The sequence below is a fragment of the Rhodococcus sp. 5G237 genome (assembly GCF_053764735.1).
The window spans coordinates 478,324-491,476 of sequence record NZ_JBSNCD010000002.1; the positions used below are offsets into that span (position 1 = coordinate 478,324).

Consider the following 13,153-nt stretch of genomic DNA (forward strand, 5'->3'; position numbering starts at 1 on the left):
CGCATCCGATTTTCAGGCGGACGCACGCTCGACGAGCAACGACAAGGCGTGACGCACCGTCTTCGCGAGCACATCCTGGGGATCACCGTCGAAGCGCTGCTCCTCGCTGCGGGTGCCGTCCGGACCGGTCGTGGCGAAGCAGACCGTGCCGGGCGGCCGGCCGTCCTGTGGGTCGGGTCCACCGGCGCCGCTCACGGCGACGACGATGTCCGCGCCCAGGAGGCGGGAGGTGCTCTCCGCCATCGTGCGCGCCGCGCTCTCGCACACGACCGGGCCTTCCGCAACCTCGAGCAGGCCGTACTTGACCTCGCGCGAGTACGCGACGATGCCGCCGCGGAACCAGTCGGAGCTGCCCTTCGCGGCACCCAGGCGGGCTGCGAGCGTGCCCGCGGTGAGCGACTCCGCGCAGCCGAGTGTCAGCTCCTTGTCGGAGGCGAGCCGTGCCAGCTGCTCGATCAACTCGTCGGAGGTGTCCGTCCCCTCCACCACGTCGTCATCGGCCATGCGTGTCTCCTTCCAGAGCATCGGGTCGCACCCAGCGGGTGAGCAGGGTGCCGTCGTCGTCGCACACCAGGTGCGCACGTCGCAGGGGTGTCAGAGCGGCGGTCGGCGAGTGCGCGATACGCGCGGCGTTACCGGCGGCCAGGACCGGAGCCCAGGTCAGGCACAGCTCGTCGACGACGCCGTCCTCGATCAAGCGGCCGAACAGATTCGGTCCGCCCTCGCACAGCACCCGGAGCCAACCCGCCTCGCCGATCGCCGCGAGCAGGGAGGGCCCGTCGATCACCGCGTCGGCGATGACGCGGACGTCGCCTCCGGCGGCCTCCACCGCGCGCCGGGCGGTCTCGGGGGCTCGTGCGGTCGTGAAGACCACCGGTGGGATCGTCGTGTCGGTGAACAGGCGCAGGTCGGACGGCAGGTCGCACGAGGCGGTCACCACCGCGACCGGCGGTATCGGAGAAAGTCCGGCCTCCTCGCGGCGCGCGCGCAGGGCCTCGCTGGTCCTCGCGCCGCCGTAGTTCTCGGCCCGCACGGTGCCCGCGCCCACAAGGATCACATCGGCGAGTTCGCGCAACAGCCCGAAGACCTTCTTGTCGGCGGGCGAGCCGAGGGCACCGGATCGTCCCTCGACCGCCACGGCTCCGTCGAGGGAGGACACGAAGTTGATCCGCATCCACGGCCGGGGCAGGTCGTCGGGGTAGGCGTAGAGAGCGCGCAGCGCCGTGTCGTCCACGTGCTGCGCCGCATCGGTGTCGTCGAGTCGTCGCATGTCGCCGATCAGACCACTCCCGCCCGCCGGATGCACGTCACGCGCCGTGCCCGGCGTCGAGATCGCCCACGGACTTGAAGGTCATGAGGCGGTCCAGGTCGCCGCGGAGCTCACCGCGCTCGGGTTCGAGGAGGAAGCCTCCGTGGTCGCCGGTCGTGAAGGTCTCGAGGATCCGGCCGACGAACCACGCGCGCGGACCGTCCAGCACAGGCAGTCCGTGGGGTCCCTCGCGCCATGAGCAGCGCTCGAACTTGTCGATGTCGTCGCCGGTGTGCTCGCCGAACAGGGCCGCCAGTTCGCGGTCGGCCGGGGTCAGGACGTGCACGGCGAGGTGCTTCGCCTTCGACGCCACCCGGTAGGTCCGGTTCTTGTTCGACAGCGCCACCAGGAAGCGGGCCGGATCGATCGCGGACTGGGTCGCGAAGCCGATCAGGCAACCGCTGCGTTCCTCACCGTCGAATGCGGTGACGATGAACATCGGGTAGTCGAGCTGCGAGGCGATGTCCGCGAAACCGTCGGCGGATCCTTCGAGTGGGGTGTCGGCCATGAGCGGAATCGTACGGCCGCTGCACTGCTCCGGCGGTGGGTTCGGCCGCGGCGCGGCTGTGAGTTTGGTCGGTGTGTGACATGGGGTACCCGCCGCAGTATGGACGCCGAGCACAAAGGTGACGGATCATCGGGTGCCACCCTCGCCCCCGATGACCCGCGCAAACCCGACTCTCCGACCGATCTGTCCACGCCGTCGTGGAAATATGTGCTGCGCAGGACGATTCGAGAGTTCAGTCGAGACCAGTGCACCGATCTCGCCGCCGCACTGACGTACTACGCCGTCCTGTCGTTGTTCCCCGCCCTGCTCGTCGTGGTCTCGTTGCTCGGCGTGTTCGGTCAGGGGCAGACGACGGTCGATACGGTGCTCGGCATGGTCGAGGACCTCGGACCGTCCTCCGCCGTCGACACCCTGCGAGGGCCGATCGAACAGCTCGTGTCTGCACCGACAGCCGGATTCGCCCTGGTCGTCGGTATTCTCGGCGCGTTGTGGTCCGCATCGGGATATGTCGGCGCGTTCGGCCGCGCTATGAACCGGATCTACGAGATCGAAGAGGGCCGGCCCGTCTGGAAGCTGCGCCCGTTGATGCTGCTGATCACTGCTGTGGCCCTGGTGGCCGCCGGTGCGACCGCCCTGATGCTCGTGATCAGCGGTCCGGTCGCACGCACGATCGGCGACGTCATCGGTCTCGGCGACACCGCCGTGACGGTGTGGAACATCGTCAAGTGGCCCGTGATGCTCGCACTGGTGGTCATGATCGTCGCGGTGCTGTACTACGCGACGCCCAACGTGTCCCAGCCGAAGTTCCGCTGGGTCAGTCTGGGATCGCTCATCGCGATCGTCGTGTGGATCGTGGCCTCGGTGGTATTCGCCTTCTACGTCTCGAATTTCGGCAGCTACAACAAGACCTACGGTTCACTCGCCGGCGCGGTGATCTTCCTGCTGTGGTTGTGGATCACCAATCTGGCCCTGTTGTTCGGTGCCGAGTTCGACGCCGAGATGGAGCGTGGCCGTCAGCTGCAGGCCGGTATGCCTGCCGAGAAGACACTGCAACTGCCCGAACGTGATTCGCGCGTCAGCGAGAAGAACGCCGCCAAGCTGGAAGAACTCGTCGAGCACGGGCGCAGGCTGCGTGAAGCCCACAGCACCGACAACCCCGACGGCTCCTCCGGAGAGGCGGCCGACCCCGTGGGCCCTACCGTGCCCACGACGGAAAGGAATCCGCGATGACGACACCCACCGGTAATGCACGCCCCGTGGCCGAACAACCGAAGAACCTGTCCACGGTCGAGCTCACCGAGCGACTCACCGAACAGGTCTCGACCCTGGTGCGGACCGAGGTCTCGCACGCGCTCGAGGAGGTCAAGTCCAAGGGCACCCGCATCGGTGTGGGCGTGGGGATCTCGGGTGCGGGAGCGATCCTGTTGTTCCTCGGTCTGGCGACGCTGATCGCGACGGCGGTGCTCGGCCTCGCCACCGCCGTCGAACCGTGGCTCGCGGCTCTGATCGTCGCGCTCGTGGTGCTCGCCGTCGGTGGCATCCTCGCCGCGGTCGGGGCCTCGAAGGCGAAGAACGCCGCACCGCCCGTGCCGGAACGCACGGTCGCCAGTGTCCGCGCCGACATCGACGCCGCGAAGGGAGCAACGAAGTGACCGCATCCGACAACGGTGGTCGTCCGGACGAGGTGGCCGACATCGAACGTCAACGGGCCGAACTCGCCGCGACCGTCGGCGAACTCACCGACAGACTCGACGTGCCCACCCGGGTCAAGCAGTCCGCGGCCGAACGCGCCGAGGAGGTCCGCAACCGGCCCGATCTGATCGCGGTGGCCGGAGGAGTCGTCGCGGCCGTGCTCGTGCTGGTGCTCGTGAGGCGCCGACGACGGAAGTGACCTGAATGCAATGCACTCGGCGGACGGAGACGAGGTCTCCGTCCGCCGATCCGTGCGGGTCGGGGTCGGTCAGCCGCCGAGCTGTTCCTTCAGCGCGTCGAGCACGGCGGGGTCCTCGATCGTCGACGGCACGGTGTACTCCTCGTGGTCGGCGATCTGCCGCATGGTCTTGCGGAGGATCTTGCCGGAGCGCGTCTTCGGCAGGGCCTGGACCACCGTCACGTCGCGGAAGGTCGCGACCGCACCGATCTGGTCGCGGACCATCGTGACGAGTTCCTGACGCAGGGTCTCGGGATCGATCTCCACACCGGCCTTGAGCACCACGTAACCCGACGGACGCTGGCCCTTCAGTTCGTCGCGGATGCCCACCACGGCGCATTCGGCGACGGCGGGATGCGACGCCACCACGGCCTCCATGCTGCCGGTCGAGAGCCGGTGCCCGGCAACGTTGATCACGTCGTCGGACCGGCCGAGGACGAAGACGTAGCCGTCCTCGTCGACGTAACCCGAGTCGCCGGTGAGGTAGTAGCCGGGGAAGGTGTCGAGATACGAGCGGCGGTACCGGTCGTCGTCCTGCCACAGGCCGGCGAGCGTGCCCGGCGGCAACGGCAGGCGGATGACGATGTTGCCCTCGGTGTTCGGATCGACAGGCTTGCCCTCTCCGTCGACGATCTCGACCCGGTATCCCGGCACGGGGACGGTGGGGGAGCCGGCCTTGAGCGGCATCGCCTCGAGGCCGCGCAGGTTGGCGGCGATCGCCCAGCCCGTCTCGGTCTGCCACCAGTGGTCGACGACCGGGCGGTCGAGCACCTTCGTCGCCCAGTGGTAGGTGTCGGGGTCGAGGCGCTCACCGGCGGCGAAGAGCGTCTGCAGCGAGTCGATGGGGTACTTCTTCAATTCCTCGGCGTTCGGATCCGCCTTGCGCACAGCGCGAATCGCCGTGGGAGCGGTGAACAGGGCCTTGACGCCGTTCTCGGCGATGATCCGCCAGAACGCACCCGCATCGGGGGTGCCGACGGGCTTGCCCTCGTACATCACCGTCGTCGCTCCGACCAGCAGCGGGCCGTAGACGATGTAGGAGTGGCCGACCACCCAGCCCACATCGGAGGCGGTCCACCACACGTCGCCCGGATCGATGTCGTAGATGTTGCGCATCGACCACGTCAGGGCCACGGCGTGTCCACCGTTGTCGCGGACCACGCCCTTGGGCTTCCCGGTGGTGCCGGAGGTGTAGAGGATGTAGAGCGGGTCGGTCGCCGCGACCGTCACGGGCTCCGCAGGGGCCGCGTCGGCGCACAGCTCGTCCCAGTCGAACCACGCCGCCGAGGACGTCTGGTAGTCGGCCGCCGAGCCGGGGATCTGCTCGCGGTTCTTCACGATCACGGTGTGCGGCGGGGTCGGCGACAGACCGATCGCCTGCTCGACGATCGGGAGGTATTCGACGGTGCGGCCGGGTTCGAGGCCACCGGAGGCCGTGACCAGCACGACCGGCGTGGCGTCGTCGATGCGGGTCGCGAGTTCCTTCGCGGCGAACCCGCCGAACACCACCGAGTGCACCGCCCCGATGCGGGCGCAGGCGAGCATCGCGATCGCTGCCTCGGGGATCATCGGCATGTAGACGATCACACGATCGCCGGCCGCCACACCCTGGTCGCGCAGCACACCGGCGAACTTCGCGACCTCGTCGAGCAGTTCGGCGTAGGTGTAGGTGCGCTTGGCCGGGACCATCGCCGAATCCCAGATCAGGGCCGGACGGTCGCCGTTCCCGGCGGCCACGTGCCGATCGAGTGCGTTGACGCTGGTGTTCAGGGTGCCGTCCGGGAACCACTTGTACGACGGTGCCGCCGAGTCGTCGAGGGCTCGCGTCGGCGCGCTCTCCCACTCGACCGCGCGGGCGGCCTCGAGCCAGAATCCCTCCGGATCCTCGGTGCTCCGGCGGAACGCCTCCTCGTACGAGCCCATCGTTCGTGTCCTTCCTCGACGGCGGTTGTGGCCCGAACCACTCTATGTGACCTGCAAGGGGGTGGCTGCAGGTCTGCGTCGGACGGACACAACCACGCGACGAACGGACGAAGTGCCTACCCTGAGCCGCATGACCTCGATCGCGGAAGACCTGCTGCTCCTGCTTCTCGACGACGAATCGGGAAAGCCTCTCGTCGACGGAGTGAAGTTGCCCCGCGTCCTTGCGGGTGCGGTGCTCCTCGAACTCGCCCTCGACGACGTGGTGGCCGTCGACACGGAGGGCAAGCAGGTGAGGAAAGGGCGGATCGCGATACGCACCGAGGCACGACCCGCCGATCCCATCCTCGCCGAGGCGGTCGAGCGTCTCGGCTCGGGCAGGCCGCTGAAGCCGACGGCGGCCATCGAGAAACTGCAGAAGGGCCTGCAGGAGAAGCTTCTCGCGCGGGTCGTCGAGCAGGGCTGGGTCTCGGAGGAGCGCGGGAGAATCCTCGGCGTGTTCCCGACGACGAAGTGGCCCGCGATCGATTCCACCCACGAGCAGCGCGTCCGCGACCTGATCCGCGCGGCGTTGATCGACGGCCTGACCCCGGAGCCACGCACCGCGGCGCTGATCGCGCTGCTGTCGGCGGCGGATGCGGCTCCGAAGGTGTTCCCGGACGCCGACAAGCGGGCAGTGAAGAAACGGGCGAAGGAGATCGCGCAGGGCGAGTGGGCGGCCAAGGCGGTGCGTGACGCCGTCGCGTCCGTCAACGCCGCCATGATGGCCGCCGTCGCGGCCGGCGGAGCGGTGGCGGGTTCGAGCTGATCCGGATCGCGCCGGCGACGGTCAGGAGGGCAGGCCGAGCTTCCGGTACCGCTCGATCCGTCGCCGGTAGCGGTCCTCCGCGGGCTCGTCGGTGAGGATCGCGAGTTCGCGGGCCACCGCGGCACCGATCCGCTTGACGAACGAGACCGGTTCCTCGGTGGCGTCCGGATGCTCGGGGACGACCGCGTCGACGACACCGTTGCGCAGCAGGTCGCGGGAGCGGATCCCCTGATCCTGCGCCATGGCCGGTGCGTGGGTGGTGTCGCGGTGCACGATCGCACTCGCGCCTTCGGGCGGGAGCGGCGCGAGCCAGCCGTGCTGCGCGCACAACACCCGGTCGGCGGGCAGCAGGGCGAGCGCGCCGCCGCCGGTCCCCTGACCGAGCAGCACCGATACGGTCGGGGTGGGCAGGGTGACGAGATCGGCAAGGCAACGGGCGATCTCGGGTGCGAGCCCGCGCTCCTCGGCCTCCTTCGACAACGAGGCACCGAGGGTGTCGATGACGAGCACGAGCGGCAGACGCAGTTCGTCGGCGAGACGCATCGCGCGGCGGGCCTCGCGCAGTGCTCCCGGCCCCATCGTGCGTTCGGGCGACTGTCCCGCACGGTCCTGACCGAACATCACGCACGAGACGCCGCGGAACCGGGCGAGCGAGAGCAGGACGGTGCGATCGGACTCGCCCTCACCGGTCCCGGACAGAGGGACCTGCGCGGACGCGGCGTGGCGCAGCAACTGCCGGATGCCGGGCCGTTCGGGGCGTCGGCTGAGCATCACCGACTGCCAGGCCGGGATGTCGGGCACGTCGTCGACGGCGGTGATCGCCGGACTCGACGTCACCTCGGGCCGGTTCCCCTCGACCAGCACGCGCAGCAACCGGTGCACGACCTGCCGCACACCGCCGAGGGGCACGACCCCGTCGATCACGCCCTTGCGGTACAGGTTCTCCGCCGTCTGGACGTCCTCGGGAAAGTTCTCCTGGTAGAGCGCCTTGTAGACGCGCGGGCCGAGGAAGCCCACGAGTGCGCCCGGTTCTGCGGCGGTGACGTGCCCGAGCGACCCCCACGACGCGAACACCCCGCCCGTCGTCGGATTGCGCAGGTACACGAGATAACCGAGATGTGCGGCCTTGTGCGCAGCCACAGCGGCGGCGATCTTCACCATCTGCACGAAGGCGAGGGTGCCCTCCTGCATGCGGGTGCCGCCCGAGGTGGGCGACGCGAGCAGCGGCAGTCCCTCGGCGGTCGCGCGTTCGACGGCGGTGACGATGCGTTCGGCGGCGGCGACACCGATCGAGCCTGCGAGGAAGGAGAATTCGCACACGATCAGAGCGACCCGGCGGCCGTGGACGGTGCCCGAACCGGTGAGCACGGATTCGTCGACCCCGGACTTCTCGGCAGCCCTGTCCAGATCGGCGAGGTATTTCTCGCCAGCCCCGACATCGATCGGCGAAACGTCCCAGGAGACGAAGGTTCCCGGGTCGAGCACCTTGTCGATGAACTCCTGCGCCGAGATCCTGCCACCGGCCACGTCGCCTCCACCTGTCCTCGTCCGTCGAGGTCAACCTATACCGACGCGAACGAGGGGGAGGACATGTGCGTGTTCTTGCGACACACCGCACATATCCTCCCCCTCGTTGTGGGATCGGCTATCGGCCGAGCGCTTCCTTCCAGGTGACCGTCCGGCCGATGCGCAGGATCGACCGCTGGTAGATGCGCGCGGCGATCACACTGAGCACCGCGATGGCGGCGACCATCAGCACGATGGTGCCGACGATCTGCACCGGCGTGGCCACTCCCGCGGCGATGCGCAGCGGCATGAGGATCGCCGAGAACGGCGGGATCCAGCTCAGCGTGGTGCTCCATCCGGCCTCGGGGTCGTCGACCGACGAGAACGCCGCGAAGAACATCGCGAGGATCAGCATCACCAGCGGACCCGAGGTGGAGTTGACGTCCTCCTGCCGCGACACCATCGACCCCGCCGCCGCGTAGAGGACGGCGAAGAACGCGAAGCCGAGGACGAACCAGCCGAGGGTGCCGGCGAGCACGCCGAGGGCGGTGCCGGTGATCGTGAGGGTGTCGGTGGCGAGCGCCGTGCCGACACCGACCGCACCGTAGGCGGTGAGCTGCAGGAGCCCGACGGCGCCGATGCCGAGGATCTTGCCCCACAGCAGCTGCAGCGGACGCAGCGTGGACAGCAGCAGTTCGACGACGCGCGAGGACTTCTCCTCGACGACACCCATCGCGACGTACATGCCGAACATCAGGATCTGCATGTACAGCAGGATCACCGCGATGATCGAGAGGATGATGCGTTGTCCCTGTTCGGGATCCGGCGGATCGAGGGCGTCGACGGTCACGGTCGCCGCCGAGACGTCGGCCGCGACCGCGGCGGGATCGACGCCGCGGTCGGTCAGCGCGGCGACCTGGGCCTGCTGCACGACAGCGGCCTCGACGACCGCGCGGACGTCGGTGTCGAGCTCCGATTCGGTGATCGCCGTGACGGATGCTCCGTCGCCGGGGACGAGCGCGACGTCGAGATCGCCGGAGGACACCTGCTCGCGGGCGGTGGCGGCGTCGGGAACGTCGGAGACCTCGAGCGGAGTGCCGACGGTCTCGCCGAGCGACTCGATCGTCGTCTGCAGCGCGGGCGCCCCCACGACTCCGACGGTGGGCCGGTCGTCGCTGCCGCCGGACAGGACCGAGGTGGCGACGATGCCGACGACGATCGCGACGAGGATGATCGCGTTGCTGATCAGGAAGCTCTTCTTCCGGACCTGCGTGACGAACTCGCGCGACGCGACGAGACCGACCGCGCGGGCGTTGCTCAACGGGACGCTCATGCGGAAACCACCTCTCGGAACAGCTCGGTCAGGGACGGGCGTCGGAGCGAGAACTCGTGGACCGGGCCGGTCGCCAGGGCCGCCTTGAGGATCAGCTGGTCGTCGGCGCCGGGGGTGACGGTGAGCACGGTGCGCTCGTCCTCGTACTCGGCGTGCGTGACGCCCGGCAGACCGTGCGCCCAGCCTCGGGGTGCCTGCGGCGCGTGGACGACGAGGAGCGCGTCGCCCTTGGATCGCAGGTCGTCGACGGTGCCGACGGCGCGCATCCGACCCGCGCCGATGATGCCCACGCGATCGCACAGGCGCTGGACCAGGTCGAGCTGGTGGCTCGAGAACACCACCGGCACACCCTCTTTCGCCTTCTCTAGCAGGACGTCGCTCATGACGTCGACAGCCACCGGGTCGAGGCCGGAGAACGGCTCGTCGAGGACGAGGACCTTCGGGTCGTGCACGAGAGCCGCGGCGAGCTGTACGCGCTGCTGGTTGCCGAGCGACAGGGCGTCGACGGTGTCGCCGAGACGTTCGGCGATGCCGAGCCGCTCGGTCCACCGTTGTACCGCCTCCGACGCCTCCGGCTTCGAAAGGCCGTGCAGCCGAGCGAGATAGGACAGCTGCTTACCGACCTTCATCTTCGGATACAGGCCGCGTTCCTCGGGCATGTACCCGATGTTGCGGCGCATCTCGAGGTCGACCGGCTTCCCGTCGATACGGACCTCGCCGGAGTCGGCGGCCAGGACACCGAGGGTGATCCGCATGGTGGTGGTCTTGCCGGCGCCGTTGCTGCCGACGAAACCGAACAGCTCGCCGGGGCGGACCTCGAAACTCACGCCGTCGAGAGCGACCGTGTCGCCGTAGCGCTTCGAGAGATTGTCGATCGTCAGTGTCACAGCAGGTCCTCCGGATCGTCGTCGGGGCGGGTCCAGGCGAGCAGAACGGCGGGCAGACAACCGCTGAACAGAATCGAGGCAAGAGCGAATCCACCTGCGGAATAGGCGAGTGCCCGATGGTCGATCGAGTCGATCGCCGGGCTCCACAGCAACGCGAAGATCGGGAACATCAACAATCCCTGCGCCACGGACAGGCCGATCGAACGGGCGCTGTTGCGTTCGGCTATCTCGCGTTCGTCGAGGGCGTGGCGGGGCGCGTCGGACTGTCTCCCCGACACGATCTGCAGGCAGGTCCACGCGGGAAGGAACGCGAGAACGATCGGCAGCCACACCAGGGAGACCACGATCGTGAAGTACGACGCGACGGCGGTGACGAACATGGCGCCGATGAGTGCGACCACTGTGCCGGCGAGGATGCGACGGCGATGTTGCGTGCGCCAGTTCGGCAGCCACCCGGAGGTGAGCTTCTCGTTCTCGAGGAACCGGCGGGTGCGGTAGTGCTCGTAACGGTCGAGCAGCGAGGCGGTGGACACGTCAGGCCTCCTTTCGAGGCTTGTACAGCTCGGTCGACAACGGCGTGAACTCGGTACGGGAGAAGACGGCTTCGACCGGCAGTCCGAAGACATCGCAGATACGGAAGGCCAGATCGAGGCTCGGGTAGTGGTCGCCTCGTTCCAGGGCGCCGACGGTCTGCGGGTTCACCTCGACGAGTTCGGCCAGTTGCGCGCGGCTCAGTCCGCGTTCCGCGCGCAGGACGCGGATGCGGTTGTAGATGGGGAGTGTTTCCCCACGGCGTACCGGACTCATGGAACAAAGTGTTGTGAAAACACAACATTTTGTCAATAGATGAGGACGGATCGATATGTCGTGGTGTTGTCAGTCGTCGTCGGCGAAACCGCGGAGACGGTCGAGTTCGCGGCGTTCCTTCTTCGTCGGACGGCCCGCCCCGCGGTCGCGACGGGGGAGCGCCGCGAGGATCTCCTTCGGCGGAGGCGGGGGACTGTGATCGATGTAGGCGGTCGCGGCGATCGGTGCACCCACGCGCTTGTTCACGAGCTGGGTGACCTCGACGATCTTCTCCGTACCGTGCGCGCGTACGCGGACCTCGGCTCCGATCGTCACCGGCGTCGACGGCTTGGCCGTCACACCGTCGACGCGGACGTGCCCGGCGCGGCACGCGCTCGCCGCGGCGGACCGGGTCTTGAACAACCGGACCGACCACGTCCAGCTGTCCACGCGCACGCTTCCACCCATCTACAGCAACTCCTCGCTCAGCTTCCCGTCGTCGAGCATCCATCGACGTGTCGTCCGTGTGGTCTCCAGCATGCGGCGATCGTGCGTGATCAGCAGCAGGGTTCCCTCGAAACTGTCGACGGCCTGCTCGAGTTGTTCGATCGCCGGCAGATCCAGGTGGTTGGTGGGTTCGTCGAGCACCAGCAGATTGACGCCGCGTGCCTGCAGCAGCGCGAGGCCCGCGCGGGTGCGTTCGCCCGGCGACAACGACGACGCCGTCCGCAGGACGTGGTGACCCTTGAGGGCGAACTTCGCCAGCAGGGTCCGCACGTCGGCGTCCGGCCAGTCGGGCACGTTGCGCCCGAACGCCTCGACCAGCGGTTCGTCCCCCTCGAACAGGCTGCGGGCCTGATCGATCTCGCCGACGAGCACACCCGACCCCAGCGACGCGCGACCGGAATCCGGTTCGATCGTGCCGAGCAGCAACCGCAGCAGCGTGGACTTCCCGGCGCCGTTCGGGCCGGTGACAACGATGCGGTCGCCCCACTCGACCTGCGTGGTGATCGGCCCGAGGACGAAGTCGCCCCGCCGGACGACGGCCTCGCCGAGGGTCGCGACCACCGTGCCGCTGCGCGGGGCGGCGGCGATGGACATGCGCAGTTCCCATTCCTTGCGCGGCTCCTCGACGACGTCGAGCCGCTCGATGCGCCGCTGCGTCTGACGCGCCTTCGCGGCCTGCTTCTCGGTGGCCTCCGCGCGATGCTTGCGTCCGATCTTGTCGTTGTCCTTGGATTTGCGGCGCGCGTTGCGGACGCCGTGTTCGAGCCAGTTGCGCTGCATCCGGGCGCGTTCCTCGAGCTGCGACTTGGTGTCGGCGAACTCCTCGTACTGTTCACGCGCGTGCCGGCGCGCCACCTCGCGCTCGACGAGATACGCCTCGTACCCGCCCTCGTAGACCGAGATCTGCTGTTGCACGGGATCGAGTTCGACGATGCCCGTCACGGTGCGCGCGAGGAACTCGCGGTCGTGGCTGACGACCACCAGTGCCGTGCGCGTCTCGTCGACGAACCGTTCGAGCCGTTCGAGGCCGGCCAGATCCAGGTCGTTCGTCGGTTCGTCGAGCAGAAGCACGTCGTAGCGCGAGAGCAGCAGCGCCGCCAACCCGGCGCGCGCGGCCTGACCACCGGAGAGCGACGTCATCGGCGCGTCGAGTCCGACGTCCAGACCGAGGTCGTCGACCACCTTCTCGGCACGCTCTGCCAGGTCGGCGCCGCCGAGCGCCAGCCACCGTTCGAGGGCCGGGGTGTAGTCGTCCTCACCGGAGTCGCCGAGCCGCTCGGCGGCGGCGTTCATGACGCGTTCGGCCTCGGCGACACCGGTGCGCCGGGAGAGGAAGCCGAGGATCGTCTCGCCCGGCACCCGCTCGGGTTCCTGCGCGAGATAGCCGATCGTGGCGTCGGGTGGGCTGAGGATCACCGAGCCGGTGACATCGGCGTCGCCGACCCCCGCGAGGGTCGTGAGCAGCGTCGATTTCCCGGCGCCGTTGGCGCCCACGAGGCCGATCACGTCGCCCGGTGCGACGGTGAGATCGAGTCCGTCGAACAGGACACGTTCCCCGCGGGAGGCCGACAGGCCGTCGATACGAAGTGTTGCGCTCACGCTCCGAGTATCCCGGTCGAGGTGGACCCGGGTTCGGGCGCGGGTCCTCCGTGCCACGGA

At 68.8% G+C, this 13,153-nt stretch carries 15 protein-coding genes; 4 read left to right on the top strand and 11 right to left on the bottom strand.

Annotated elements, in window-relative coordinates; all coding sequences use genetic code 11:
• Nucleotides 1-12: 12 nt before the first annotated feature.
• From ACWPOC_RS05610 to ACWPOC_RS05620, 3 genes are read right to left on the bottom strand one after another with little or no spacing between them, the layout of a single operon-like run.
• Nucleotides 13-504: a CinA family protein gene (locus ACWPOC_RS05610; RefSeq protein WP_120281564.1), complete on the bottom strand. Its 492-nt coding sequence runs from the start codon at nucleotides 502-504 to the stop codon at nucleotides 13-15.
• Entirely contained in the window at nucleotides 494-1,270 is a 777-nt protein-coding gene (locus ACWPOC_RS05615) for a pyrimidine reductase family protein (protein WP_174246930.1), read from the bottom strand. The genes ACWPOC_RS05610 and ACWPOC_RS05615 overlap by 11 nt, the downstream gene beginning before the upstream one ends.
• 37 nt (nucleotides 1,271-1,307) lie before the next feature.
• Complete coding sequence (locus ACWPOC_RS05620) at nucleotides 1,308-1,817, bottom strand: flavin reductase family protein (RefSeq protein ID WP_120281566.1); 510 nt, start codon at nucleotides 1,815-1,817, stop codon at nucleotides 1,308-1,310.
• 99 nt (nucleotides 1,818-1,916) lie between these two features.
• On the opposite strand from ACWPOC_RS05620, the gene ACWPOC_RS05625 reads away from it, so the two are divergent.
• From ACWPOC_RS05625 to ACWPOC_RS05635, 3 genes are read left to right on the top strand one after another with little or no spacing between them, the layout of a single operon-like run.
• Nucleotides 1,917-3,047, top strand: coding sequence for a YihY/virulence factor BrkB family protein (locus tag ACWPOC_RS05625; protein WP_120281567.1), 1,131 nt, complete (start codon nucleotides 1,917-1,919; stop codon nucleotides 3,045-3,047).
• Nucleotides 3,044-3,469, top strand: a complete 426-nt coding sequence (locus tag ACWPOC_RS05630) for a phage holin family protein (protein WP_060652009.1) — start codon at nucleotides 3,044-3,046, stop codon at nucleotides 3,467-3,469. The genes ACWPOC_RS05625 and ACWPOC_RS05630 overlap by 4 nt, the downstream gene beginning before the upstream one ends.
• Nucleotides 3,466-3,708, top strand: a complete 243-nt coding sequence (locus ACWPOC_RS05635; protein WP_120281568.1) for a DUF3618 domain-containing protein — start codon at nucleotides 3,466-3,468, stop codon at nucleotides 3,706-3,708. The genes ACWPOC_RS05630 and ACWPOC_RS05635 overlap by 4 nt, the downstream gene beginning before the upstream one ends.
• A gap of 69 nt (nucleotides 3,709-3,777) precedes the next feature.
• Here the strand turns inward: ACWPOC_RS05635 and ACWPOC_RS05640 are convergent, their stop codons facing one another.
• On the bottom strand, nucleotides 3,778-5,670 hold the full coding sequence (locus ACWPOC_RS05640) for a propionyl-CoA synthetase (protein ID WP_120281569.1): 1,893 nt from the start codon (nucleotides 5,668-5,670) through the stop codon (nucleotides 3,778-3,780).
• A gap of 130 nt (nucleotides 5,671-5,800) precedes the next feature.
• Here ACWPOC_RS05640 and ACWPOC_RS05645 point away from each other — a divergent pair, with 130 nt between their 5' ends.
• Nucleotides 5,801-6,475 (top strand): GOLPH3/VPS74 family protein, encoded by a 675-nt coding sequence (locus ACWPOC_RS05645; RefSeq protein WP_455408165.1) that lies wholly within the window; start codon nucleotides 5,801-5,803, stop codon nucleotides 6,473-6,475.
• A 21-nt stretch (nucleotides 6,476-6,496) separates the two neighbouring features.
• On the opposite strand, the gene ACWPOC_RS05650 is transcribed toward ACWPOC_RS05645, so the two are convergent.
• The 7 genes from ACWPOC_RS05650 to ACWPOC_RS05680 all read right to left on the bottom strand — a co-directional run bounded on the left by ACWPOC_RS05650 (nucleotide 6,497) and on the right by ACWPOC_RS05680 (nucleotide 13,093).
• Complete coding sequence (locus ACWPOC_RS05650; RefSeq protein WP_455408166.1) at nucleotides 6,497-8,002, bottom strand: carboxyl transferase domain-containing protein; 1,506 nt, start codon at nucleotides 8,000-8,002, stop codon at nucleotides 6,497-6,499.
• A gap of 118 nt (nucleotides 8,003-8,120) precedes the next feature.
• Complete coding sequence (locus tag ACWPOC_RS05655; RefSeq protein ID WP_455408167.1) at nucleotides 8,121-9,314, bottom strand: ABC transporter permease; 1,194 nt, start codon at nucleotides 9,312-9,314, stop codon at nucleotides 8,121-8,123.
• On the bottom strand, nucleotides 9,311-10,201 hold the full coding sequence (locus ACWPOC_RS05660; protein WP_455408168.1) for an ABC transporter ATP-binding protein: 891 nt from the start codon (nucleotides 10,199-10,201) through the stop codon (nucleotides 9,311-9,313). Before ACWPOC_RS05660 ends, ACWPOC_RS05655 begins: the two co-directional genes overlap by 4 nt.
• Nucleotides 10,198-10,734: a hypothetical protein gene (locus tag ACWPOC_RS05665; protein WP_120281573.1), complete on the bottom strand. Its 537-nt coding sequence runs from the start codon at nucleotides 10,732-10,734 to the stop codon at nucleotides 10,198-10,200. The genes ACWPOC_RS05660 and ACWPOC_RS05665 overlap by 4 nt, the downstream gene beginning before the upstream one ends.
• Before the next feature lies 1 nt (nucleotide 10,735).
• Nucleotides 10,736-11,008: a helix-turn-helix transcriptional regulator gene (locus ACWPOC_RS05670; protein WP_159416576.1), complete on the bottom strand. Its 273-nt coding sequence runs from the start codon at nucleotides 11,006-11,008 to the stop codon at nucleotides 10,736-10,738.
• Nucleotides 11,009-11,077: 69 nt separating this feature from the next.
• Nucleotides 11,078-11,455 carry an RNA-binding S4 domain-containing protein gene (locus tag ACWPOC_RS05675; RefSeq protein WP_006551630.1) on the bottom strand — a complete coding sequence of 126 codons (378 nt, stop codon included), beginning with the start codon at nucleotides 11,453-11,455 and terminating at the stop codon, nucleotides 11,078-11,080.
• Complete coding sequence (locus tag ACWPOC_RS05680) at nucleotides 11,456-13,093, bottom strand: ABC-F family ATP-binding cassette domain-containing protein (protein ID WP_120281574.1); 1,638 nt, start codon at nucleotides 13,091-13,093, stop codon at nucleotides 11,456-11,458.
• Between the last annotated feature and the right edge of the window lie 60 nt (nucleotides 13,094-13,153).

Coding starts and splice junctions, on each gene's coding strand:
- ACWPOC_RS05620 (WP_120281566.1), bottom strand. CDS start 1,817: ATGGCCGACACCCCACTCGAAGGATCCGCCGACGGTTTCGCGGACATC.
- ACWPOC_RS05610 (WP_120281564.1), bottom strand. CDS start 504: ATGGCCGATGACGACGTGGTGGAGGGGACGGACACCTCCGACGAGTTG.
- ACWPOC_RS05640 (WP_120281569.1), bottom strand. CDS start 5,670: ATGGGCTCGTACGAGGAGGCGTTCCGCCGGAGCACCGAGGATCCGGAG.
- ACWPOC_RS05630 (WP_060652009.1), top strand. CDS start 3,044: ATGACGACACCCACCGGTAATGCACGCCCCGTGGCCGAACAACCGAAG.
- ACWPOC_RS05625 (WP_120281567.1), top strand. CDS start 1,917: ATGGACGCCGAGCACAAAGGTGACGGATCATCGGGTGCCACCCTCGCC.
- ACWPOC_RS05675 (WP_006551630.1), bottom strand. CDS start 11,455: ATGGGTGGAAGCGTGCGCGTGGACAGCTGGACGTGGTCGGTCCGGTTG.
- ACWPOC_RS05645 (WP_455408165.1), top strand. CDS start 5,801: ATGACCTCGATCGCGGAAGACCTGCTGCTCCTGCTTCTCGACGACGAA.
- ACWPOC_RS05615 (WP_174246930.1), bottom strand. CDS start 1,270: ATGCGACGACTCGACGACACCGATGCGGCGCAGCACGTGGACGACACG.
- ACWPOC_RS05655 (WP_455408167.1), bottom strand. CDS start 9,314: ATGAGCGTCCCGTTGAGCAACGCCCGCGCGGTCGGTCTCGTCGCGTCG.
- ACWPOC_RS05670 (WP_159416576.1), bottom strand. CDS start 11,008: ATGAGTCCGGTACGCCGTGGGGAAACACTCCCCATCTACAACCGCATC.